Raw genomic sequence first — 22,143 nt, 5'->3', positions numbered from 1 at the left:
TCTTTAATTCAAGCTCTGGCTCCATTATAATTTAGGGTTGCTAGAGGTTAACAATAGGATTTATGCAAAACCATCTTGTAAGCATGGTTAAATTTGCTTTAATAAATAAAACTACCTAGAGATGTTGTATAGACGGTTTTACGTAAGTCCTTACCAAAATGTATTTGCTCGATGATGACTTTAAATTTTTCAACAGATAAGTTTTGATGAATGGGGTTGGTATGAGTAATGAAAAGCAGGTCGATTCCGGCCGTCGCGGCTTGCTCGTCGCAACGTGCGCGGCGGGTGGTGTTGTTGGCTTAGCCACAACAGGGGCTTTGGTGAGCACATTTCAACCTTCGGAGCGCGCTAAAGCAGCGGGTGCTCCAGTTGAGGTGGATATTTCAACGTTGAAACCGGGTGAAATGAAAACCGCTGAATGGCGCGGTAAGCCGGTTTGGATTTTGAAACGGACACCAGAAATGATGGCGAGCCTGGCGAAAACTCAGGACAAAGTCGCTGACCCAGATTCGCTCAAGCCTTACACCATGCCGATGCCAGACTATTGCGAAAAGCAAAGTCGTTCGCGCAAAGAGCATGCAGATGTGTTGATCGCCGTCGGTATTTGCTCTCACTTGGGTTGCTCCCCAAGTTCCAAATTTGCTCCTGGCGCGCAGCCATCTTTGCCCGACGACTGGGCAGGTGGATTCTTGTGCCCATGCCACGGTTCTACTTTTGACTTATCTGGTCGCGTTTACAAAAACAAACCAGCTCCACAAAATCTGGACGTGCCACGACATATGTATCTGTCCGATACTAAAATCGTCATCGGTAAAGATGAGAAAGGTGAGGCTTAATCATGGCATTTGTTGAGAAGAAATTGCCGGCAGACGCGCCAGTCATCGACAAAGCGTTGAATTGGGTTGACTCACGTTTTCCATTAACGAAATTATGGAACGATCAATGGGGTCAGTACTACGCTCCTAAGAACTTTAACTTCTGGTACATCTTTGGCTCGTTAGCTTTGCTAACGTTGGTCATTCAGATCGTTACCGGTATTTTCTTGGTAATGCATTACAAACCAGATGCAAACTTAGCGTTTTCATCGGTTGAATACATCATGCGCGAAGTGCCATGGGGTTGGTTGGTGCGCTACATGCATTCCACCGGCGCATCGGCTTTCTTCATCATTATTTACCTGCACATGGCCAAAGCCTTGATGTACGGCGGCTACCGCAAACCTCGTGAATTGGTGTGGCTGTTTGGCTTCACGATCTTCTTGTGTTTGATGGCAGAAGCATTCTTCGGTTACTTGCTGCCTTGGGGTCAAATGTCTTATTGGGGCGCACAAGTTATTGTTAACTTGTTCGGTGCGATTCCTTTGATCGGACCCGATTTGTCGTTGTGGATTCGTGGTGATTATGTTGTGTCTGACGCGACATTGAACCGCTTCTTTTCTTTCCACGTCATCGCGATTCCATTGGTGTTGTTGGGCTTAGTTGTGGCGCATTTAATCGCGTTGCACGAAGTCGGTTCGAACAATCCAGATGGTATTGAAATTAAGGAAAACTTAGATGCTAACGGTCACCCAGTTGATGGCGTACCTTCGCATCCGTACTACACATTCCACGATATTTTCGGCGTGACTATTTTCTTGGTGCTGTTCACCGCGGTTGTGTTCTTTGCTCCAGAAATGGGCGGTTACTTCTTAGAAGCCAATAACTTTATCCCAGCCGATTCGTTGAAGACACCGTTGCACATTGCGCCAACGTGGTATTTCACGCCGTTCTATTCGATTTTGCGTGCGACCACGAGTGAGTTCCTCTACGTCGTGCAAGCAGCAATTATTGGCTATGTTTGCTTGGTCTACCTCAAATCGAAATTGCCTGCGTTAGTAAAGAATGCTATTGCCGCAATCGGATTGGTGATGATTGTTGGAATGATGCCATTCGGTTTGGATGCTAAATTCTGGGGCGTGGTGTTGTTCGGTTCCTCAGTCATGATTTTGGCTGGTATGCCTTGGTTGGATCACTCTTTGGTTAAATCGATTCGCTATCGTCCTGATTGGCACAAAACTGTGTTTATCGTGTTTGCGATTGCATTCGTCACCTTAGGTTATTTAGGGGTTGAACCGCCATCACCGATCCGTGAACGTATTTCGCAAGTGTGCGCAGTGATCTACTTTAGCTTCTTCTTGTTGATGCCTTGGTGGAGTGGCATGGGCACATTCAAGCCAGTACCGAAGCGCGTTACTTTCACGCCTCACTAAGCATCCAAAGGGACAGAAGATATGAAAATGTTTAAAAAGATTATCGCCGCCTTGGTTCTGCTGCCAGCTTTAGCATTAGCAAGCGAAGGCTATCCGCTCGACCACGCGCCGGATCGTGCAAACAATATGGCTGCATTGCAAAATGGTGCCAAGCTGTTCGTTAATTACTGCTTGAATTGCCATTCCGCTTCGTCGATGCGTTACAGTCGTTTGAAGGACCTCGGTTTAACCGATGACCAGATCAAAGGCAGTTTGTTATTGGCCGGTGATAAAGTGGGTGATCTGATGACCACTCACTTGTCGGCTAAAGACGCAAAAGCATGGTTCGGTGCTGCACCTCCAGATTTATCGGTGATCGCACGCTCCAAATCCTCCGAAGCAGGTAGCGGCCCAGACTGGCTCTACACGTATCTGCGTACCTATTACCAAGACGATTCCCGCCCAACGGGTTGGAACAATTTGGTATTCCACAACGTAGGTATGCCACACGTATTGTGGGAGTTGCAAGGTGTTCGTAGCGCCGAGTTTGAAGAAGTTGAAGATCCGCATGATCCAAGCCAAAAACTGACTGAATTCAAAAAATTCAACACAGTAAAACCAGGCAAATTAACAACCGCCGAATATGATAGTGAAGTCGCTGATCTGGTAGCATATTTGAATTGGATGGGCGAACCAGCACAAAGCACTCGCAAGCGTTTAGGTGTTTGGGTATTGATGTGGATGAGTTTGCTGAGTGTGTTAGCTTGGCGCTTAAATGCTTCGTACTGGAAAGAAGTTAAGTAATCGTTAAAAATAGTAATAAAACATGCCGCCGCTTACCGCGGCATTGTTTATTTGTTGTACGCTGTTCGTACTTTCAGGGTGAGCCTTAATTCTTGAAATAAGGCCTCACCCTATTTGTTTCTAAGGAACTGTAAAAATGATGGTTCTCTACTCGGGTACTACCTGTCCGTTTTCACAACGCTGCCGTTTGGTTTTATTTGAAAAAGGCATGGATTTTGAAATCCGCGATGTCGATTTATTCAATAAGCCAGAAGATATCTCCACCATGAATCCTTACGGTCAAGTGCCGATCTTGGTTGAGCGCGATTTGATTTTGTACGAATCCAACATCATCAATGAATACATCGATGAGCGTTTCCCTCATCCACAATTGATGCCAGCAGATCCATTAATGCGTTCCCGCGCACGTTTAATGCTGTTTAATTTTGAAAAAGAATTGTTCATCCACGTACACACGTTGGAAAACGACAAATCAGGTAACTCAAGCAAAGTGCTGGATAAAGCGCGCGCAGAAATTCGCGATCGTTTGACTACATTGGCTCCGTTGTTCATCAAAAACAAATACATGTTGGGCGAAGAATTTTCAATGTTAGACGTAGCGATTGCTCCATTGTTATGGCGCTTGGATCATTACGGCATTGAAATTTCAAAAACAGCCGCACCGTTAATGAAATATGCAGAGCGTATTTTTTCACGCCCGGCCTATATTGAAGCACTGACACCATCCGAAAAAGTGATGCGTCGTTAATTAAAAACGTGGTTGGTAACACGTTAAGACAGTGGCAATCTTGGAACTCAAATTCTTAGATTGTCACGTTAAAGTAGGTGAGTAATTTATGTCTGAAGCAGCTTCAACCAAACCTTATCTGATCCGCGCCCTGTATGAGTGGTGCACAGATAACGGATACACCCCGCACATCGCGGTAAAAGTCCAAGGGCAAGTGCGCGTACCGATGGAATTTGTACGCAATGGCGATATCGTTTTGAATATCGCCTTCAGCGCCACAAGCGGTATGCACATGGATAACGAAGCAATTTCATTTAAAGCACGCTTCGGTGGCGTATCGCGCGATATTTACGTGCCGATTGCCGCGGTATCGGCGATTTATGCCAGTGAAAACGGTCAGGGAATGGCGTTTGACGTGATCGAACAATTAGCGCAATCAGCCGAAGTTCAAGCAGAAGCCGAGCCAGAAAAACCGCAAGTGACTTTGGCCGTCACCAACAAAGAAGATGCTCCGTCTTTGGATGATACAAATTCAAAAGAAATCAGAAAAAAACCTAGCCTAACCATAATTAAGTAGTATATAATTTCGTTCTTCAAGTTTGCCGACTTAGCTCATCTGGTAGAGCACCTGACTTGTAATCAGGGGGTGGCGGGTTCAAGTCCTGCAGTCGGCACCAGAATTTTAAAGGCCCAGCATTTCGATGTTGGGCCTTTTTCATTGTGTGAGCACAACTTGATGATGGAGGTGAATCTTGCTGGGCTTTCATTGCCAGCGGATTGCCCGGAGCCTCAATGTGGATAGTTTGAAATCCAAGCGGCGAACTGAATTTTCGTTCGCAAAAAATCTGCCAAAATCATATCCCTTCCTAAAAAAATAAAAAAGGCTACAAGCCAAAGCTTGTAACCTTTTTATTTGCATCGACCAAAAGCACGTTGAGATTTAATTAGGGTGATCTGCTCCGTTTTGAAAACAAATCGCTCAATCCCAAACGTTAATGAGGAACAGGCGGAAGATAAGTCAGTGTGCTTCCCAGAAGCCACAATAAAAATAATACCAGTGGCGCATGGACTAGCAATTGCACGAACGAAAACCCAATCAACACACGCGCTTTGATTCCTAAAATTCCCAGTAGCGGCAACATGTAAAACGGGTTGATCAAATTCGGCAATGCTTCCGCCGCATTGTAGATTTGTACCGCCCAGCCAAGGTGATAGTGCAAATCGTTGGCCACTTGCATCACGTAAGGTGCTTCGATAATCCATTTTCCGCCGCCTGATGGAATAAAGAATCCCAGCACCGCCGAATAAATGCCCATTAAAACGGCATAAGTATCGTGTGACGCAATGCGCACAAAGAAATCGGAGATGTAATGCGACAGCGGGTGTGCGCCTGCGCCTTTAACTTGAGTCAGCAAGGCGGCGATGGAGCCATATAGGGGAAATTGAATCAAGACGCCAGTCGTAGTTGGAACCGCTTTGGCGACCGCATCAAGAAAATTACGCGGACGCCATTGCAACAATGCGCCTGCCATTAAAAATAAAAAATTGTATGTATTGAGGCCAGAAATCGCGGTGATAAAAGGTTTAGTCGAGAATTCGTTAAACAGCCAACCCGCCGCAAGCAAGCTTAGCAGCACGATTAGCACAGGGCTGTATTCCAACCATTCACCCGGGCGAGTTTGAACCGAAGGCTTCTCGGTTGACGGTGACACGTCCACGCCGCAAGGCGCCGCATCACGCGCGGATTGTGGGCCAGGCGCGGAAACATAGGCAACGATAAGCGACACAACAAATAAGGCGGCGAGCAATACGCCGGACTGCCAAAGGAAAATTGTTTGTGTGAATGGAATGACACCGGTAATCGCCAAAATCGCTGGAGGCAGGCTAGCTGGATTGGCTTGTAATTGCGCAGCAGAGGAAGATAAGCCGAGCGCCCAAACGGCGCCTAAACCTAAATACGCCGCCGCACCCGCTGCGCGGTAATCCATTTTTAAATCAGTACGACGCGCCAAGGCCCTAACGAGCAAACCGCCAAAAACTAGCGATAAGCCCCAATTGAGCAATGATGCCGTCATCGAAATCGCAGCGACCCAGCAGACGGCCGAACGGCCATTTGAAGGAATCCGAGCAATTTTTTCAATTAATTTGGTGGCTGGCGGGGAGCTGGCAACAACATAGCCACTAATTACGACAAACGCCATTTGCATGGTGAACGGAATCAAGGTCCAAAAGCCATTCCCAAATGCCATCGCCGCATCTGCCGGCGCTGCACCAATGAATAGCGTGGCGATTGCGACGACGATTACTGCAACGACCGCGAACACCCAAGAATCAGGGAACCAGCGTTCGGCCCAGTTGGCGCAGCGAATCGCGAAGCGTGCAAAAAAACTGTTTTCGATGGAATTATTCATAGGTCTCCTTGGTTAATTTTTCTAGGAGATATAGTAATCGCTAACGAGTGAGTTTGCTGTCGATATTGCGGGACGGCAAGTTATGTGCGGCTCTTGGTCAGGTCGAGGAAGTTGCTGAGCCTGTTTGGTAGAGTGGGCGAGATAATCAATTTCGCTCAATAGTCTGAATTTAACGCAGGCGCGTTTTATTACGAGTAAGGGAGATTTGTTGTAAAGAAGGTGATTCTGTCCTGCAAGCGGCCTCTTTACGCGTGCCAGCGTGCCGCGATTGGGCGCCTGAAATAAAAAATGGATCACAAGATTGAACTTGTAACCCATTGTTTTTACAGCTATTCTTGGTGGCCCGGGGCGGAATCGAACCACCGACACAAGGATTTTCAATCCTCTGCTCTACCGACTGAGCTACCAGGCCAAGACCGACATTATAGACGGGTTAATTTGGAAATGGAAGTCCCATTTTATATTTAATTCCAAGAATGTTTGGCTGAGCGCAATTTTCCATAGTCGCTATAATGCTTAAATTGTTATTTTGGGCGGTCAATTATGCGTTGTCAGATAGGGGTGATTGGAAATGGGGCTGTTGGTAAAGCCACAGCGCTGGGCTTTGCGCAAGCGGGTTATCAAGTTGTCTTGTTAGCGCCAAATCAGGTCTCCGCTCAAACGCGCTCCATGGCGAACGATTGGGATGCGCGCGTATTTGCGTTAAACCACACGGCAAAAAATCTGCTGACTAAATTAAAAGTGTGGGATGCGATGGATTTACAGCGCATCGCTCCGATTGAAGCCATGCACGTGTTTGACGCTGACGGTGCTGCGTTGAGCATGGATGCGTACTCCGCCCATCAAAATGAATTAGCGTGGATTGTTGAAGATCAAAATCTCAATCAAGCGCTAGATGCCGCGCTGCGCTTTGCTCAGAATATTGAGGTGGTGGTGGGCAAGGCCGAGAAAATGTCAGCCGTCTTCGATGAACTCACTTTGGATAATGGAACCACCTTGCAAGCCGAGTTGTGGGTCGGTGCTGATGGCGCGCAATCGTGGGTGCGCAGTCAGGCGCAAATCGGATTGGATTACCGCTCCTATGGACAGCGGGGCGTTGTGGCCAATTTTAGTTGCGCCAAGCCGCATCACGGCATCGCGCATCAGTGGTTTGTGGGTGAGGACGGTATTATTGCCTTGTTGCCGCTGCCTGATCAGCAAGTCTCTTTGGTTTGGTCTGCGCCGAACGCCTTGGCGGATACCTTATTATCGGAATCGGTGGATCAATTAGCGCAGCGTTTAGCGCACTATAGCGATGCAGTTCTTGGTCAGTTAACTCCGTTGTCGCCGTTCCGCGCCCAAGCTTTCCCGTTGAATTTTATTGCTCCGCACGCGATAGTCGGCCCACGTTTAGCCTTGGTTGGCGATGCTGCGCACGTTGTCCATCCACTTGCTGGACATGGAATGAATTTGGGCTTCGGCGATGTGGTCGCGCTGTTAAAGATAGTGACCGAGCGCGAGCAGTGGCGCAGTTGCGCGGATGCCAGAGTTTTGGCCCGCTACGCTAGGGAACGCAAAGAAGATGTGCTGATGATGCAACTGGCGACCGATGGATTGGCGCGCTTATTCGCCTCGAGCTTCACGCCAGTGCAGATGGCACGAAAGTTGGGTATGTCTTTGGTCGATAAATTGCCGTTTTTGAAAAAGCAATTCATGCAGCAAGCAATGGGAAAGTAGAGTTTAAATTAATGAAAGTATTTATGAGCAAAATGAAGCAATCCGGGTTGTTAATTGGTAGCGTGGCGTTGAGTCTGTTTTTGACCACTGCTTGTGCACAAACGGATCAATCCGCCAATGTCAAAAAATTGGTTGAGCCTAAATTGGGTGACAACGTCAAGGTCGACTCCGTCACTAAATCTCCCTACGCTGGCTTATATGAAGTCACCTTGGGTGGCGAGATTTATTACACCGATGAGAAAGCTAATTATTTATTCGTTGGCGATGTGATGGATTTAAAAACGCATAAAAACCTGACCAAAGCCAAGATTGATAATTTGAATAAAATCAAAATCGCCGATCTGCCTTTAGACCTCGCGTTAAAACAAGTAAAGGGCGATGGTAAGCGCGTTATCGCGGTGTTTGAAGATCCTAACTGCGGCTACTGCAAACGTCTGCGCAAAGAATTAAAAAATGTCGATAACATTACCATCTACACGTTTATGTACGATATTTTGTCGGACGATTCGGCTGTTAAATCGAAAAATATCTGGTGCTCAGATGACCCTGCTCAGGCGTGGAATGATTGGATGACAGACGGGAAAGATGCGCCTGCTGCGCCGGAAAGTTGCACCTCTACGCCACATCAAAAAATCTTAGCGTTGGGGAACAAATTGCGGATTAATGGTACACCAGCGATTTTCTTTGAAGATGGCTCGCGCGTGCCAGGTTTTATTAACGCGGCAGCCATCGAAGAAAAGTTAAAGATCACTCCTTAAATTTTATTAATCAGCAGCTAATCATGCAACCACACAAGACGGTTGGAATTTTGCTTGCCGCTGGCGCAGGCCAGCGCTTCGATCCAACCGGTGTGGCGAGTAAACTAATGCAGCCTCTGCCGTCTGGCGTTTCGGTAGCGGTTCAATCTGCGACGAATTTATTGCGAGTTTTAAGCAACGTTGTCGCGGTCGTTAGATCGGAGAAATTGGCACAGCAATTGCGCCAAGCTGGCTGCGAAGTGCATTTGTTCGAGCAAGCGCAACAAGGCATGGGCGCGTCGTTGTCGTTTGTGATGCAAAAAATAAAACATTCTGATTTGGGCGCAAGCCGCATCGATTCTGTCTTGGTCGGATTGGCCGATATGCCCTATATTGAAACCAGCACCATTCAAACCGTGTTGAACGAACTGCAGCAGGGAGCCGATATTGTTCAACCTAGTTTTGAGCAGCAGGCCGGGCATCCAGTGGGATTTTCAAGCAAGCATTTTGCCGCGCTGTCGTCGTTGTCGGGAGATGTCGGTGCGCGTGAATTGGTGCGCCAGTTTCCGGTTTGTCGTGTGACGGTCAACGATCCGGGCATTCTTCGGGATATTGATTATGCGTCGGATTTGCCGGTAACTTCCTGAGTGCTAAGTCGCTAAATTTTTCCTTAATTTCATCAACTATATTCATTCTATGAACCATCATTTCCTGAGCAAACGCTTGGCGCATCAACTGGGCTTTTTTGGTTTAGTCCCGTTCGTTTTTTTAACTCTAGCATGTTGGATAGCGCATCCCGAATGGTTGGAAGGTTTCGTGTACGCGCAGAGTGCGTATGGAATCGCGATCTTGTCTTTTTTGGGTGGGATACATTGGGGAGTGGCACTCACTTCGCCTGAATTAACGTCGGTTCAAATTAAACGCGCTCTGTTTTGGGGCATTGTTCCGAGCGTGATTGCATGGGCCTCGAAAGTCAATTTTGGGTTTGGCTTTTTTGTGCTGATCTTTGGATTTATTTTGTCCTATCAGGTTGATAAACGGCTTTATGTGACTTACCAAATGCCGGATTGGTTTCTGGTTTTACGCCGCCACTTAACCATAACCGTGGTGCTCGCTTTAGCGCTAACGGTGTTGGCTGTTAATGTCCGTCTCTAATATTTTGTATCGAAATTTTTAATCGCTAAATCATGACTATTCACTACACCATTGTTCCCAAAGATTTGGCCGCTCACTTGTTTCAAGTAACGCTGACCGTGGCTGAACCTAATCCAGAAGGCCAACTTTTTGTCCTGCCGGCGTGGATTCCAGGTAGTTACATGGTGCGTGAATTTGCCAAAAATATTGTTCAGATTAAAGCCACTAGCAACGGCAAAAAAGTCGCACTCACTAAAATCGATAAACACAGTTGGCAAGCGCCACCAATCGCTGGCGCGTTGACGTTGGAGTACGAAGTTTATGCGTGGGATTTATCGGTACGCACCGCACATTTGGATCAAACGCATGGTTTCTATAACGGCACCAGCGTTTTTCTGCGCGTGGTTGGGCAAGAGATGGCGCGTCATGTGGTCGATATTCAACGCCCCGCCGATCCGGCGTGTAAGCAATGGCGGATCGCAACTTCCTTGCCGCCATTAAAGGCCAGGTTGTATGGCTTTGGAACTTACGCGGCGGAGAACTACGATGCGTTGATCGATCATCCGGTTGAGATGGGTGAATTCCAACTTATTAGTTTCAAAGCACATGGCGTGCCGCATGATTTTGTCGTGACTGGTCAGGTTCCCAATTTGGATTTGATCCGTATTGCAGCCGACTTGGAGAAAATCTGTTCGGCACAGATTGCTTTTTTTGAGCCGAAAACCAAACGCGCGCCGATGGATAGATATGTGTTTATGACGATGGCGGTGGGCGATGGTTACGGTGGCTTAGAGCACCGCGCATCGACCGCATTAATTTGCAACCGCAACGATTTGCCAGTCAAAGGCAATGCTCAAGCGAGCGAAGCGTACATCGGCTTTTTAGGATTATGTAGCCACGAATATTTCCATACTTGGAATGTGAAGCGCATCAAGCCCGCACCGTTTGCCAACTACGATTTACAACAAGAAAATTACACCCCGCTGCTGTGGCTGTTTGAAGGCTTCACAAGTTATTACGATGATTTATTTTTGGCGCGCACCAGCATTATCGATGAGCCGCACTATTTGAGTTTAGTCAGTAAAGTCATTAACGGAGTGTTGCGCGGAGCAGGGCGCACCAAGCAAAGTTTGGCTGATTCCAGCTTCGATGCCTGGACCAAATACTATCGACAAGATGAGAACTCGCCCAACGCGATTGTTAGCTATTACACCAAAGGTTCCTTGCTCGCCCTAGCCTTGGATTTAACCATCCGCCGCGCTACCGCTGGTAAGAAATCGCTGGACGATGTCATGCGTAGTTTGTGGCAAAGCTATGGACGTGATTTCTACCAATTGGCACTGGCGGGCAAGCAGCAAGGCGTTACCGAATCCGCTATCGAAGCATTGGTCGAGCAAGTGGCGGGGATCAAGATGAAATCATTCTTTGACCGTTATGTGCGTGGCACGGCGGATTTACCGTTGGACGAGTTATATGCCGACTTTGGCGTGACGTTAGAAGATACGCGCAATGCCAGCAAGCCAAGTATTGGCGCTCGACTTGGACGCGAGGGTAACGACTGCAAATTAGCGCAAGTTTTTCATGGTAAAGCAGCGCATGTCGCGGGTTTATCAGCCGGTGATACCTTAGTCGCGCTAGATGATTTGCGCGTAACCGCCGCCGATGCGGGCAATGATTTGGGGCGCTTGTTGGGACGCTATAAAGTCGGCGCGACCGTCGCAGTGCATGCATTTAGACGCGATGAGCTAAAGCAGTTTAAGGTGAAATTACAATCCGACGATGTACCGGCGTGGAGTTTGAAGTTGACCGATGTTGAGTCCAAAGCTAAAACTAGGTCCGTTAAAAAATCGACTTTAACTCGCCCTAGCGCTGCTAAATAACTACCAAATACCCGCTTCAAACTGATCTACTCAATGCTTGTTGCTAAGCATTGAGTAGGCTAACAAATTCAAACTCAAAATTCAAAACTCCCCTGTTTTACATCCTGCGCCGCGACTGCTTTTCTGGCTTTGGTTTGCGGTCGTAAGCGCGAACCGTGACGCTCGACGATGGCGCTTTTTTCTGATTTGACTTCCGGTTGCGCACGGCGCGCATGCAATACATTTTTCGCATTGCGCGTGGCCGATTCCAACTCAACCGGTGGCAAAGGCCAATCTTTACCAATGATTACACCGCAATGGGCTTGCACATCGGGCGGCATTTTCCACGGTTCAAACAACCAGCTATCGGGCACTTTTCTTAATACCGGCAACCAACGCCGTACAAAGCGTCCGTGCGGATCGTGATCTTGCGCTTGCTTGATTGGGTTATAGACCCGCGTGGTATTGATACCGGTGGTGCCGGATTGCATCTGCATTTGGCTCCAATGGATGCCCGGTTCGTAATCGACAAATTGCGTTGCCAACCAATCGCCAAACGGCTTCCAGTGCAGCCACAAGGGATAGGCCGCGACCGACACTAACATGGCGCGCATGCGGAAATTAAGCCAGCCAGTTTCTCTGAGCATTACGACGCAAGCATCAACTAGCGGCCAGCCAGTGCGCGCCTCGATGAGTGCCTTGAAGTTTGCCTCGTTCCAATCCGGCTCGCGCAGACCGTCATAACCACGGTGCATATTGCGCCATTCGATTTCGGGTTCCGACTCAAGTTTTTGAATGAAATGGCAATGCCAATGCAGGCGACTGAGAAATCCCTGCAAGCCTTTGCTAGCGCGGGAATCAGGCGGCAGCATGCTAAGTTTTTCGGCGGTCGCTTGCACCACTTCGCGCATGCTCAGACAGCCCCAACTCAAGTAAGGCGAAATTCGTGAACACGCCGACGGTGCCGATAAAGGCGAGGAAATCCCGCCTCGATAGGTGGCGCAACGTTCATCTAAAAAATCGCGCAATGTTGCTAGTGCGACGGTCCGTCCGCCTGTTTGACGTTGCGGCGGTTGATCGCTTGGTCGATTCCAAGCATGCCAGTCGGGCCAGCTCTCGATTGGCCAAGGAAGTTCAAGGGCGCTAATTTGATCGACAAAGCATTGCGAAGTCGTCATAAATTCTTCCCAGCGCCGCGACCACGAATCGCGACTGGCTAGGCGTCGAACCACACCTTGTTGTTGGTATTCATGCCAGTGAATTTGATGCTTTGCACACCAACGTGCTACGGCTTTATCGCGTTCAAAAGTGAGCACATTGCCAGTCTCCATGTGCGAATGCAGCGCTGCCAGCGGTTGCAAATGGTGCAGCCGTTCCAATACATCGACCACTTCACCGGTGACCAAGTACAGCTTTGCATTGAGCGCCTGCAAGTGCAAATAAAGATCGCGCAAACATTCGCGCAAAAAGCTAAATTGACGCTGCGAGCTATCGGAATTGCACCAATAGCTCGGTTCAATAATATACAAACACAGCACCGGTCCCAATCTGGCCGCGTTCATCAGCGCCGCATTATCGTGGGCACGTAAATCGCGTTTAAACCAGACGAGTTGGGTAGTCATGAAGGGGATTTTTTGGCGTTTTTTCGGCAAGCGTCGGAACAGTATTTTACTTCATCCCAATTTTTCGCCCACGCCCGCCGCCAAGTCATGGTGCGTTGGCACACCACGCAGATTTTGCTGGGAAGCGCTTGCTTATTGCCTTTGAAATCTTTGCTCATTGACGCGCTGCTTCCCAAGCTTTTGAGTTTTTACTAACCGGTGTTACGCGAAAAGACGGGCCATTTCAACGCCCGGTTCTGGCGCCCGCATAAAGGCTTCGCCGACCAAGAAGCCATTTACGTTAACGTCGCGCATACGTTTGACATCATCGACTACGGCGATGCCTGATTCGGTGATGACTAATTTTTCTGGCGGAATTCTTGGTAATAGCGCGATAGTGTTTTCCAGCGACACGTCAAAGGTGCGCAGGTTGCGATTGTTGATGCCAAGTAGCGCGGTTTTTAAGGTTAGCGCCGCGCTGAGTTCTTCAGCGTTATGCACTTCCACCAAGACTGCCATGCCTAATTCATGGGCGATAGCTTCCAACTCGCGCATCAAGCCAACATCCAAGGCTGCGACGATCAACAAAATTGCATCTGCACCCCATGAACGTGCTTGATAAATCTGGTACGGATCTATCATGAAATCTTTCCGCAGCGCAGGCAAAGTGCAGGCGGCACGTGCTTGTTTTAGATACTCTGGTGCACCCTGAAAAAACTGCACATCGGTCAGCACGGACAAACAAGCTGCGCCATGCTGCGTATAGCTGGCGGCAATTTGCGCTGGGTTGAAATCGGCGCGAATGACGCCTTTGGAGGGAGACGCTTTTTTAATTTCTGCAATCACGCCAGCGTGACCAGCATTGATTTTATGGCGCAGGCTGCCTTCAAAGTTACGCAAGCCAGCACGTAACTCGGAATTGCTTTCAACCTCATTGCGCAAGCTGCTAAACGATTGGTATTTTTTTGCCGCGCTAATCTCGTCAGCTTTAACATCCAAAATTTTGGTCAAAATATCAGACATTGTTGGCTCCGAGTTGCTGCGTTACTTGTACAAATTGGTCTAGCTTGGCGCGTGCTGCACCGGAAGCGATAACCGCGTTGGCACGCTTTAATCCATTTTCAATGCTGCTTTCAATTCCCGCGCCATAGATCGCCATGCCGGCGTTGAGTGCGACGATATCGCGTGCTGGGCTAGGTGCGTCGCTTAATGCTTCAAACATTTTTGCTTTGGATTCTGCGGCGTTGGTGACTTTGAAGCTGCGGTTGGATGCCATCGCTAAACCAAAGTCTTCCGGATGAATTTCGTATTCGCGGATTTCACCATTGACTAATTCGCCAACCAAGGTACCCGCGCCGAGCGAAGCTTCGTCCATATTGTCACGCCCCCAAACGACCAGTGCATGTTGTGCGCCTAGACGTTGCAATACGCGCACTTGAATACCAACCAAATCCGCGTGGAAGACGCCCATCAAAATATTCGGCGCGCCGGCTGGATTAGTCAGCGGGCCTAAAATATTAAAAATCGTACGCACGCCAAGTTCTTTACGCACGGGCGCAGCGTGCTTCATTGCGGCGTGATGATTTGGTGCGAACATGAAGCCGATGCCAGTTTGCGCGATTGATTGGGCGATTTGCTCTGGTTTTAAATTAATGTTGACGCCTAACGATTCCAATACATCAGCGCTGCCTGAGGACGATGAAACACTGCGTCCGCCATGTTTAGCCACGCGCGCGCCAGCGGCAGCGGCGACAAACATCGAGGCGGTGGAAATATTAAACGTGTGCGAACTGTCGCCGCCGGTTCCCACGATATCGATTAAATGATCGGTATTTGCGAGCGGGACTTTGGTGGAAAATTCACGCATGACTTGCGCCGCCGCGGTGATTTCTCCAATCGTTTCTTTCTTGACCCGCAATCCCATGGTGAGTGCCGCGATCATTACCGGAGACATTTCGCCGCCCATGATTTTGCGGAACAAATACAGCATTTCATCGTGGAAGATTTCACGATGTTCGATGCAGCGTAATAAGGCTTCTTGTTGAGAGATCGTCATGTTGCGCTCGCTGGCTAGAGGTTAGGATTGCGGTTGGGTACATCCACGGTGAGGAAGTTCTTCAATAGCGCATGACCGTGCTCCGACAAAATCGATTCAGGATGAAACTGCACGCCTTGGATATTAAATTCAGTGTGACGCACGCCCATGATTTCGCCGTCGTCGGTCCACGCCGTGACTTCTAAATGCTTAGGCAAGCTGGAGCGTTCGATCGCTAGCGAATGGTAGCGAGTGACCGTGTAAGGCGTCGGTAAATCCTGAAATGCCCCAAAGCCGGTGTGCGCAATCAAACTTGTTTTACCGTGCATGACTTGTTTGGCGCGGATCACTTTGCCGCCAAACGCCGCCGCAATACTTTGATGGCCAAGACACACGCCCAACATCGGGATCTGTCCCGCAAAGCGTTGTAACACACCGACCGAAATTCCCGCTTCCAGCGGTGTGCAAGGGCCGGGGGAAATACAAATATGGCTAGGTTTGAGCGCGGCGACTTCATCCAAGGTAATTTCATCGTTGCGATAGGTGCGTACTTCTACGCCCAATTCGCCAAAATATTGCACCAAGTTGTAGGTGAACGAGTCGTAGTTATCGATCATTAGCAGCATTTAAATCTCCCCATCCAAACCATCTTGTACATGTTCTGCGGCGCGTAACACGGCGCGCGCTTTGTTTTCTGTTTCTTGCCATTCCATTTCAGGCACCGAATCGGCGACGATTCCTGCCGCGGCTTGCACGTACAACATGCCGTTTTTTAACACGCCAGTACGAATCGCAATCGCTAAATCCATTGCGCCACTGAACGATAAGTAGCCGCAGGCGCCGCCATAAATACCGCGTTTAGTCAGTTCTAATTCGTCGATGATTTCCATCGCACGCACCTTGGGGGCGCCCGATAAGGTCCCGGCAGGGAAGGTCGCTTTTAATACATCTAAGTTGGATAAATTATCTTGTAGTGTTGCTTCAACGTTAGAGACGATGTGTTGAACGTGCGAGTACTTTTCAATCACCATTTGATCCGATACTTTGACGCTGCCGGTTTTCGCGATGCGACCTAAATCGTTGCGCGCCAAGTCGATCAACATTACGTGTTCGGCGATTTCTTTTGGATCAGCGAGTAAATCTTTGGCGAGTTGTTCGTCTTGCGCTGGCGTGGTGCCGCGTGGTTTGGTGCCCGCCAACGGACGAATGGTAACGGTGTGGCTGCCATCTTCTTGGCCTTCGTTACGGACCAAAATTTCGGGCGATGAACCGATGATGTGCATGTCGCCAAAATTATAAAAATACATGTACGGCGAAGGGTTCAACGAGCGCAATGCACGGTACAGCGACAGCGGCGCATCAACATAAGGTTTTTTCAGGCGCTGACCAATTTGTACCTGCATCAAGTCGCCCGCCATGATGTATTCCTTGGCTTGAGCAACGGCTTTTAAGTACTCTGATTTATCGAATTCGCGTATCGTTTCGGTGCGTACTGACGCTGACGTTACCGGCGCATCGACACTGCGACGCAACATGCCACGCAATTCTTTCAAGCGCACTCGCGCTTTCGAAAACGCCTCGGGTTTGCTCGGGTCGGCATAGACAATTAAATATAACTTGCCGGATAAGTTATCAATAACCGCTAATTCTTCAGTGACTAACAACTGAATATCAGGCAAACCTAAATCGTCTTTAGGGCAAGAATTGGCTAAGCGCGTCTCAATATGACGCACGGTATCGTAGCCAAAATAGCCAGCTAATCCGCCGCAAAAGCGCGGCAATCCGGGGCGTAGCGCGACTTTATAGCGCGCTTGATATTCGGCGATAAATTCCAGTGGATTGCCGTTGTGGGTTTCGATGACTTTGCCATCGTGGATGACTTCGGTGCGCTCGTGATAGCAACGCAGCGACGTCGCCGCAGGCAAGCCAATAAAGGAGTAGCGCCCTAAACGCTCGCCGCGCACCACGGATTCGAGCAAAAAGGTGTTTTTGCCGGCATTCTGGCTTTGCGCGAGTTTGAGATAAACGCTTAACGGCGTTTCAAGATCGGCGAACGCTTCGCTAATCAATGGGATGCGGTTATAGCCTTGGTTCGCCAAGGAGGTGAATTCGATTTCGGTCATGACTTTCACTTGTGCCCCGATGGTGGGGTAGAGAGGTAAAAACGTGGCTGGGCGAACTAGATCAGACGAACTGCTCGAATTGAACCGCACCAACCAATGGCATTGAGACTAAGGCGCGCGCAAGGCTGCTTAGTCAGGAAATGCTAGCGTCGCCATAGCCAGGCCTCGAAGGTGCCTGGTGTTGTGACTGGACGTTTTTTGGTGAGAAACATGGTGGGTTTGTTTGGCGTTATTTAAGTAATATCAAAACAATACATCAGTTAGTGAAAACATATTGCGCCTAACTGTTTAATTTCTGTGCAGCGCACAACAAGGTTTCGACTATACCATCAGAATCAATCTGTTGTACAGCCTCGCCGTGATTGTAGCCATAGGGCAGTGTCAACGCCCAACAACCCGCTGCGCGTGCAGCAATGGCATCGTTGCTGGAATCGCCAATGGCCACAACTTGTGTGGGTGCGAGTTGAAAATCGTCACATACTTTAAGCATAGGCGCGGGATGTGGTTTTTTATGTGCCAACGAGTCGCCGCCATAGATAACGTCAAAATAATCGATGAGTTGCTTTTGCTTTAGCAGCGGTAAGGCGAAGGCGATGGGTTTGTTGGTGACGCAGGCTAAGCGCAGGCCCCGGGTTTGCATAGCTTGAAGGCCTGCGTGCACATCCGGATAAAGTTGGCTGAATTGCCCGTTAATGGCTAAATAATGGCGCTGATAACTATCCATCGCCGCGTCAAAATGCTGTTCAACGTCGGTAGCCGAGAAATCACAAGCGAGCACTTGGCGAATCAGATTCTCACTCCCTTTGCCAACCATATTTTGAATCGTCGCCTGGGCTAACGGCGCGAGTGCAAACTCCGCACGCATGGCATTAATCGCCACCAAAAAATCGCCGATAGTGTCCACCATCGTGCCATCCAAATCGATAATGGCGGCTTTAATGCCTTGCAGTTGTGTCATCGCTACTCTTATTTGACAGAAGCTAATTCGCGGCGCATTCCAGCAATGATTCCGGCGTAATCAGGTTTGCCAAAAATCGCCGAACCAGCGACGAAAGTGTCAGCGCCAGCTTGGGCGATTTCAGCGATATTGTCGGTCTTCACTCCACCATCGACTTGCAGCAAAATATCGCGACCAGAAGCGTCGATCAGTTTGCGTACTTCGGCGATTTTCTTTAACGTGTGCGGGATAAACGATTGTCCACCAAAGCCGGGATTGACCGACATGAGCAAAATCAAATCGAGTTTATCCATCACATGTTCCAAGTAATGCAACGACGTGCCGGGATTGAATGCCAAGCCCGCTTTGCAGCCATTATCGCGAATCAATTGCAAGCTGCGATCTAAGTGCTCGGTCGCTTCGGGGTGAAACGAAATATAGTTTGCACCTGCTTTAGCAAAATCAGGAATGATGCGATCAACGGGTTTGACCATCAAATGCACGTCAATCGGAATTTGCACATGTGGGCGAATTGCCTGACAAACCATCGGGCCAATCGTTAGGTTAGGCACGTAGTGATTGTCCATCACATCAAAGTGAATCAAATCGGCGCCAGCGGCTTCAACATTGCGGACTTCTTCGCCTAGGCGGGCAAAATCGGCGGATAAAATGCTAGGGGCAATACGAAAGGTGCGGGATTGGCTCATGGTCAAGGTGGATTCAAGGTGAGAAAAAAGTAGGCGCTATTTTAACGTGGATGGGCTGCGCGCGTGTCGCGTTCTAGTGCGTTGGTATTATTCTAAATGCTTGCTTTGACGGTTAAATTGGTGTCGAATAGCTGCTTATTAATTTTATTAAAACAGAGAGCAGTCAATGGCATTGTATGAATTTAGTATTTCGGTAACGACTCAATACCTAGAACCGCAATCCGATCCAGCGGCACAGCGCTATGTGTTTTCGTACACGGTGACAATCAAGAATACCGGTTCGGTTAAGGCCCAATTGATTGCCCGGCATTGGTTTATCAAAGACGCCAACGGCAAAGAAGAGCAAGTGCGTGGTTTAGGCGTAATCGGTTATCAACCGCTGTTAGATCCGGGGCAAGAATTTGAATACACCAGCGGCACAGCGTTAGAGACCTCGGTCGGCAGCATGCATGGAACGTATTTATGTGTGGCTGAAGACGGTGAACAATTTACCGCAGTGATTCCTGAATTTGTAATGACTCAACCACGAACTTTGCATTAAGTCTTGTTTTGTTTATTCGTCATCCTTTGGTGGTTTTTTACCTGAAAACATGGTCCACCAAACGATAAATGCAAACACAAAAAATGCGCCGGTAGCTTCGACAAATATCAACCACATAGTCCCTCCATGTTTAAATTAAACCGTAGTGTACCGTCTTTGGTCGCCTTATTGCTGCTCGCGGCATGCCAAACGCCGGTAACTAAACCGACACCGCCAGTCGTGATCCCGCCGCCTGTTGTCAGCCCTCCAGTGGTGGTCACTCCGCCCGCAGAAACCAAGCCAGTCAATACTAAAGCCAGCTTTAAGCCGTTGGCCTATCCCGAGGTGCCGGGTTGGAGCGACGATAATTTATCCGAAGCTTGGCCCGCATTTAAAGCATCATGCAAAGTGTTAATCAATAAACCAGATTGGCGCGAACCGTGTTCGATTTCGCAAAATGTCGATGGCGCTGATAGCACTGCTGTGCGTCAATTTTTTGAGGCTTTTTTCGATCCTTACCAAGTGATTAATCCAGATGGTACCGATACGGGCTTAATCACAGGCTATTACGAGCCGCTACTCAACGGCGCGCGCAAACGTGGCGGCGCTTACCAAACACCGCTGTATCAAGCACCGGCTGATTTACTAACCATTGATATGGGCAGCTTGTATCCCGAGCTAAAAAATATGCGCTTGCGCGGCAAAGTTGTTGGCAATAAAGTCGTGCCGTATCCAAGCCGCGGCGAGTTGCTGCAATCGGGCGCGTTGAATGGCAAAGAAATTTGCTGGGTGGATGATTCGGTCGATGCCTTCTTTCTGCAAGTGCAGGGTTCGGGCCGCATTCACTTCAAAGATACCGACGAGACCGTGCGCCTAGCCTACGCTGATCAAAACGGACAGCCGTATAAATCCATCGGACGTTATTTAGTCGATAAAGGCGAACTAAAACTTGAGCAAGCTTCCGCGCAAGGTATCAAAAACTGGATCGCGGCGAATCCCAAACGGGAAAACGAAGTCTTGAACGCCAACCCAAGCTATGTCTTTTTTAAAGAAGAAAAGTTAATCGACCCAAGTATTGGCCCCAAAGGTGCGTTGGGCGTTGCGTTGAGCGAGAAACGCTCAGTCGCGATTGATGCGCAGTTTTTACCCTTAGGCGCGCCGATTTTTATCAATACAACCGAGCCAAATTCCGATGTGCCGGTAAAGCGCCTGATGATGGCGCAAGACACAGGCGGCGCAATCCGTGGCGCGGTGCGAGCGGATTTTTTTTGGGGCTTTGGAACTCAAGCTGGCGAGATGGCCGGGCGCATGAAACAACGCGGTATGTTGTGGGTGCTCTGGCCGAAACTAGCCGCAACGCCCATCGGTTTGATTGCTAATTAATACATATTGAATGAAAGGTTTGTGATGAGCTACGAAACTATATTGGTGGAAACCAAGGATAAAGTAGGCGTGATTACGCTAAATCGCCCTAAGGCACTGAACGCATTAAACGATCAATTGATGGACGAATTGGGGCACGCGTTGCAGCAATTTGATCAAGACGATGCGATCGGATGTATCGTCCTGACAGGCAGCGAGAAAGCTTTTGCCGCAGGCGCAGATATCGCCTTGATGGCCAACTACACTTATATGGACGCCTTCAAAGGCAATTATGTGACCAAGAATTGGGAGCACATACGTCAAATCAGAAAGCCCGTGATTGCAGCGGTGTCTGGATACGCGCTGGGTGGCGGATGTGAGTTGGCGATGATGTGCGATTTCATTATCGCGTCAGAAACCGCCAAATTTGGTCAACCAGAAATTAAATTAGGCACCATTCCCGGCTGCGGTGGCACACAACGCTTGCCACGAGCGATTTCCAAATCAAAAGCGATGGACTTGTGCTTAACGGCGCGCATGATGGACGCCCAAGAAGCCGAGCGCTCGGGTTTGGTATCTCGCGTCGTTGCGCCTGAAAAGCTGATGGAAGAAACATTGGCGGCGGCGGCAACGATTGCATGCATGTCTTTGCCGGTTGTGATGATGATTAAGGATACGGTTAATCGGGCGTATGAAACGACGTTGTCGGAAGGTGTTCAATATGAACGCCGTATGTTCTACAGCACTTTTGCGTCTGACGATCAGAAAGAAGGCATGAAAGCGTTCTTGGAAAAGCGTCCACCGCAATTTAAAAATAGCTAATTTAAAACAGCGTAGTAAATGTTTAACGAAGGCGCGGCGCGAGCCGCGCCTTTTTCTTTGGTGTTCAACAAAGTCCAAGCGGTTGTTTTTGCGCGGTACAAATTATTTTAAAAAAAACCCTTGCGGAGTTCGGTGGGATTTTGCTATAGTTCGCCTCCCGCAGAAATCGCGGGGTAAAACGGGCTGATGGAGTGGCCCGAATTACACGAGAAGTTGAAGTGGCCATGCCGGATTGAACGCAAAACGTCGTAAAAATAAGTGTTGACGGTTTGCTGGAATTGCCCCATAATCTCATTTCTGTGCTGCGAACAAACACAACGCTTTGTCCGCCTAAAGTACGACTTTCCCCGCTAAAGCGGCCAGTCAGAACACACAGCAGTCAGTAACTAAACTTATCTGACGTTCTTTAACAACATACAGT

Annotated in this window: 22 protein-coding genes and 2 tRNA genes; 14 read left to right on the top strand and 10 right to left on the bottom strand. The window is 48.8% G+C overall.

The genetic code is table 11. The features are described 5' to 3' along the window. Positions 1 to 221 precede the first annotated feature (221 nt). The 6 genes from petA to E2I14_RS16125 all read left to right on the top strand — a co-directional run bounded on the left by petA (position 222) and on the right by E2I14_RS16125 (position 4,435). A complete protein-coding gene (petA, locus tag E2I14_RS16150) occupies positions 222 to 836 on the top strand; it encodes a ubiquinol-cytochrome c reductase iron-sulfur subunit (RefSeq protein WP_133330437.1) in 615 nt (204 codons plus the stop codon). Beyond that, positions 836 to 2,248 carry a cytochrome b gene (locus E2I14_RS16145; protein ID WP_133330435.1) on the top strand — a complete coding sequence of 471 codons (1,413 nt, stop codon included), beginning with the start codon at positions 836 to 838 and terminating at the stop codon, positions 2,246 to 2,248. The genes petA and E2I14_RS16145 overlap by 1 nt, the downstream gene beginning before the upstream one ends. Positions 2,249 to 2,269: 21 nt before the next feature. After that, positions 2,270 to 3,031, top strand: a complete 762-nt coding sequence (locus tag E2I14_RS16140; RefSeq protein ID WP_133330433.1) for a cytochrome c1 — start codon at positions 2,270 to 2,272, stop codon at positions 3,029 to 3,031. A gap of 136 nt (positions 3,032 to 3,167) precedes the next feature. Further along, complete coding sequence (locus E2I14_RS16135) at positions 3,168 to 3,779, top strand: glutathione S-transferase N-terminal domain-containing protein (protein WP_105530856.1); 612 nt, start codon at positions 3,168 to 3,170, stop codon at positions 3,777 to 3,779. Positions 3,780 to 3,867: 88 nt separating this feature from the next. Beyond that, a complete protein-coding gene (locus E2I14_RS16130) occupies positions 3,868 to 4,335 on the top strand; it encodes a ClpXP protease specificity-enhancing factor (RefSeq protein ID WP_133330431.1) in 468 nt (155 codons plus the stop codon). A 24-nt stretch (positions 4,336 to 4,359) separates the two neighbouring features. Then, positions 4,360 to 4,435 (top strand) — tRNA-Thr (locus tag E2I14_RS16125). A gap of 315 nt (positions 4,436 to 4,750) precedes the next feature. Here E2I14_RS16125 and E2I14_RS16120 read toward each other — a convergent pair. Next, on the bottom strand, positions 4,751 to 6,169 hold the full coding sequence (locus E2I14_RS16120; RefSeq protein ID WP_133330429.1) for a short-chain fatty acid transporter: 1,419 nt from the start codon (positions 6,167 to 6,169) through the stop codon (positions 4,751 to 4,753). Between the two features lie 336 nt (positions 6,170 to 6,505). Next, a tRNA-Phe gene (locus E2I14_RS16115) sits at positions 6,506 to 6,581 on the bottom strand. Between the two features lie 131 nt (positions 6,582 to 6,712). On the opposite strand from E2I14_RS16115, the gene E2I14_RS16110 reads away from it, so the two are divergent. The 5 genes from E2I14_RS16110 to E2I14_RS16090 are packed head-to-tail and all read left to right on the top strand — an operon-like array spanning position 6,713 to position 11,636. Further along, positions 6,713 to 7,885, top strand: coding sequence for an FAD-dependent monooxygenase (locus tag E2I14_RS16110; protein ID WP_133330427.1), 1,173 nt, complete (start codon positions 6,713 to 6,715; stop codon positions 7,883 to 7,885). Between the two features lie 23 nt (positions 7,886 to 7,908). Next, a complete protein-coding gene (locus tag E2I14_RS16105) occupies positions 7,909 to 8,643 on the top strand; it encodes a DsbC family protein (RefSeq protein ID WP_133330425.1) in 735 nt (244 codons plus the stop codon). Positions 8,644 to 8,666: 23 nt separating this feature from the next. Then, positions 8,667 to 9,269, top strand: a complete 603-nt coding sequence (locus tag E2I14_RS16100) for a nucleotidyltransferase family protein (protein ID WP_133330423.1) — start codon at positions 8,667 to 8,669, stop codon at positions 9,267 to 9,269. Between the two features lie 49 nt (positions 9,270 to 9,318). Then, the gene (locus E2I14_RS16095; protein ID WP_133330421.1) at positions 9,319 to 9,777 is read left to right on the top strand and encodes a DUF3429 domain-containing protein; all 459 of its coding nucleotides are present in this window, start codon (positions 9,319 to 9,321) and stop codon (positions 9,775 to 9,777) included. A gap of 29 nt (positions 9,778 to 9,806) precedes the next feature. Beyond that, positions 9,807 to 11,636: a M61 family metallopeptidase gene (locus E2I14_RS16090; protein ID WP_206105663.1), complete on the top strand. Its 1,830-nt coding sequence runs from the start codon at positions 9,807 to 9,809 to the stop codon at positions 11,634 to 11,636. Positions 11,637 to 11,710: 74 nt separating this feature from the next. Here the strand turns inward: E2I14_RS16090 and E2I14_RS16085 are convergent, their stop codons facing one another. The 8 genes from E2I14_RS16085 to rpe all read right to left on the bottom strand — a co-directional run bounded on the left by E2I14_RS16085 (position 11,711) and on the right by rpe (position 19,018). Further along, positions 11,711 to 13,237 carry a cryptochrome/deoxyribodipyrimidine photo-lyase family protein gene (locus E2I14_RS16085; protein ID WP_133330417.1) on the bottom strand — a complete coding sequence of 509 codons (1,527 nt, stop codon included), beginning with the start codon at positions 13,235 to 13,237 and terminating at the stop codon, positions 11,711 to 11,713. Then, positions 13,234 to 13,395, bottom strand: coding sequence for a DUF2256 domain-containing protein (locus E2I14_RS16080; RefSeq protein ID WP_133330415.1), 162 nt, complete (start codon positions 13,393 to 13,395; stop codon positions 13,234 to 13,236). The genes E2I14_RS16085 and E2I14_RS16080 overlap by 4 nt, the downstream gene beginning before the upstream one ends. A gap of 43 nt (positions 13,396 to 13,438) precedes the next feature. Then, positions 13,439 to 14,239 (bottom strand): indole-3-glycerol phosphate synthase TrpC, encoded by an 801-nt coding sequence (gene trpC / locus E2I14_RS16075; RefSeq protein ID WP_133330413.1) that lies wholly within the window; start codon positions 14,237 to 14,239, stop codon positions 13,439 to 13,441. Next, positions 14,232 to 15,272 carry an anthranilate phosphoribosyltransferase gene (gene trpD / locus E2I14_RS16070; RefSeq protein ID WP_133330411.1) on the bottom strand — a complete coding sequence of 347 codons (1,041 nt, stop codon included), beginning with the start codon at positions 15,270 to 15,272 and terminating at the stop codon, positions 14,232 to 14,234. Before trpD ends, trpC begins: the two co-directional genes overlap by 8 nt. 14 nt (positions 15,273 to 15,286) lie before the next feature. Continuing rightward, positions 15,287 to 15,877 (bottom strand): anthranilate synthase component II, encoded by a 591-nt coding sequence (locus E2I14_RS16065; protein WP_133330409.1) that lies wholly within the window; start codon positions 15,875 to 15,877, stop codon positions 15,287 to 15,289. After that, on the bottom strand, positions 15,878 to 17,374 hold the full coding sequence (gene trpE, locus E2I14_RS16060) for an anthranilate synthase component I (RefSeq protein WP_133330407.1): 1,497 nt from the start codon (positions 17,372 to 17,374) through the stop codon (positions 15,878 to 15,880). A 280-nt stretch (positions 17,375 to 17,654) separates the two neighbouring features. Then, the gene (locus E2I14_RS16055) at positions 17,655 to 18,332 is read right to left on the bottom strand and encodes a phosphoglycolate phosphatase (protein WP_133330405.1); all 678 of its coding nucleotides are present in this window, start codon (positions 18,330 to 18,332) and stop codon (positions 17,655 to 17,657) included. Positions 18,333 to 18,340: 8 nt separating this feature from the next. Next, a complete protein-coding gene (rpe, locus tag E2I14_RS16050; protein ID WP_133330403.1) occupies positions 18,341 to 19,018 on the bottom strand; it encodes a ribulose-phosphate 3-epimerase in 678 nt (225 codons plus the stop codon). 166 nt (positions 19,019 to 19,184) lie between these two features. Here rpe and apaG point away from each other — a divergent pair, with 166 nt between their 5' ends. The 3 genes from apaG to E2I14_RS16035 all read left to right on the top strand — a co-directional run bounded on the left by apaG (position 19,185) and on the right by E2I14_RS16035 (position 21,722). Next, entirely contained in the window at positions 19,185 to 19,559 is a 375-nt protein-coding gene (gene apaG, locus E2I14_RS16045) for a Co2+/Mg2+ efflux protein ApaG (RefSeq protein WP_133330401.1), read from the top strand. Between the two features lie 126 nt (positions 19,560 to 19,685). Beyond that, positions 19,686 to 20,921, top strand: a complete 1,236-nt coding sequence (gene mltA / locus E2I14_RS16040; protein WP_133330399.1) for a murein transglycosylase A — start codon at positions 19,686 to 19,688, stop codon at positions 20,919 to 20,921. A gap of 24 nt (positions 20,922 to 20,945) precedes the next feature. Further along, positions 20,946 to 21,722 carry an enoyl-CoA hydratase gene (locus E2I14_RS16035; protein WP_133330397.1) on the top strand — a complete coding sequence of 259 codons (777 nt, stop codon included), beginning with the start codon at positions 20,946 to 20,948 and terminating at the stop codon, positions 21,720 to 21,722. Positions 21,723 to 22,143: the final 421 nt, after the last annotated feature.

Source organism: Sapientia aquatica (genome assembly GCF_004358105.1).
In the GTDB taxonomy this organism is placed as follows: Bacteria; Pseudomonadota; Gammaproteobacteria; order Burkholderiales; family Burkholderiaceae_D; genus Solimicrobium; species Solimicrobium aquaticum.
The sequence above is the reverse complement of the archived record's forward strand: the minus strand, read 5'-3'. Positions and strand labels throughout refer to the sequence as shown.

What these genes read in the sequence shown, in the direction of transcription:
- petA (WP_133330437.1), top strand. Translation starts at nt 222, where the DNA reads ATGAGTAATGAAAAGCAGGTCGATTCCGGCCGTCGCGGCTTGCTCGTC.
- E2I14_RS16140 (WP_133330433.1), top strand. Translation starts at nt 2,270, where the DNA reads ATGAAAATGTTTAAAAAGATTATCGCCGCCTTGGTTCTGCTGCCAGCT.
- E2I14_RS16135 (WP_105530856.1), top strand. Translation starts at nt 3,168, where the DNA reads ATGATGGTTCTCTACTCGGGTACTACCTGTCCGTTTTCACAACGCTGC.
- E2I14_RS16130 (WP_133330431.1), top strand. Translation starts at nt 3,868, where the DNA reads ATGTCTGAAGCAGCTTCAACCAAACCTTATCTGATCCGCGCCCTGTAT.
- E2I14_RS16120 (WP_133330429.1), bottom strand. Translation starts at nt 6,169, where the DNA reads ATGAATAATTCCATCGAAAACAGTTTTTTTGCACGCTTCGCGATTCGC.
- E2I14_RS16110 (WP_133330427.1), top strand. Translation starts at nt 6,713, where the DNA reads ATGCGTTGTCAGATAGGGGTGATTGGAAATGGGGCTGTTGGTAAAGCC.
- E2I14_RS16105 (WP_133330425.1), top strand. Translation starts at nt 7,909, where the DNA reads ATGAGCAAAATGAAGCAATCCGGGTTGTTAATTGGTAGCGTGGCGTTG.
- E2I14_RS16100 (WP_133330423.1), top strand. Translation starts at nt 8,667, where the DNA reads ATGCAACCACACAAGACGGTTGGAATTTTGCTTGCCGCTGGCGCAGGC.
- E2I14_RS16095 (WP_133330421.1), top strand. Translation starts at nt 9,319, where the DNA reads ATGAACCATCATTTCCTGAGCAAACGCTTGGCGCATCAACTGGGCTTT.
- E2I14_RS16085 (WP_133330417.1), bottom strand. Translation starts at nt 13,237, where the DNA reads ATGACTACCCAACTCGTCTGGTTTAAACGCGATTTACGTGCCCACGAT.
- E2I14_RS16080 (WP_133330415.1), bottom strand. Translation starts at nt 13,395, where the DNA reads ATGAGCAAAGATTTCAAAGGCAATAAGCAAGCGCTTCCCAGCAAAATC.
- trpC (WP_133330413.1), bottom strand. Translation starts at nt 14,239, where the DNA reads ATGTCTGATATTTTGACCAAAATTTTGGATGTTAAAGCTGACGAGATT.
- trpD (WP_133330411.1), bottom strand. Translation starts at nt 15,272, where the DNA reads ATGACGATCTCTCAACAAGAAGCCTTATTACGCTGCATCGAACATCGT.
- E2I14_RS16065 (WP_133330409.1), bottom strand. Translation starts at nt 15,877, where the DNA reads ATGCTGCTAATGATCGATAACTACGACTCGTTCACCTACAACTTGGTG.
- trpE (WP_133330407.1), bottom strand. Translation starts at nt 17,374, where the DNA reads ATGACCGAAATCGAATTCACCTCCTTGGCGAACCAAGGCTATAACCGC.
- E2I14_RS16055 (WP_133330405.1), bottom strand. Translation starts at nt 18,332, where the DNA reads ATGACACAACTGCAAGGCATTAAAGCCGCCATTATCGATTTGGATGGC.
- rpe (WP_133330403.1), bottom strand. Translation starts at nt 19,018, where the DNA reads ATGAGCCAATCCCGCACCTTTCGTATTGCCCCTAGCATTTTATCCGCC.
- apaG (WP_133330401.1), top strand. Translation starts at nt 19,185, where the DNA reads ATGGCATTGTATGAATTTAGTATTTCGGTAACGACTCAATACCTAGAA.
- mltA (WP_133330399.1), top strand. Translation starts at nt 19,686, where the DNA reads ATGTTTAAATTAAACCGTAGTGTACCGTCTTTGGTCGCCTTATTGCTG.
- E2I14_RS16035 (WP_133330397.1), top strand. Translation starts at nt 20,946, where the DNA reads ATGAGCTACGAAACTATATTGGTGGAAACCAAGGATAAAGTAGGCGTG.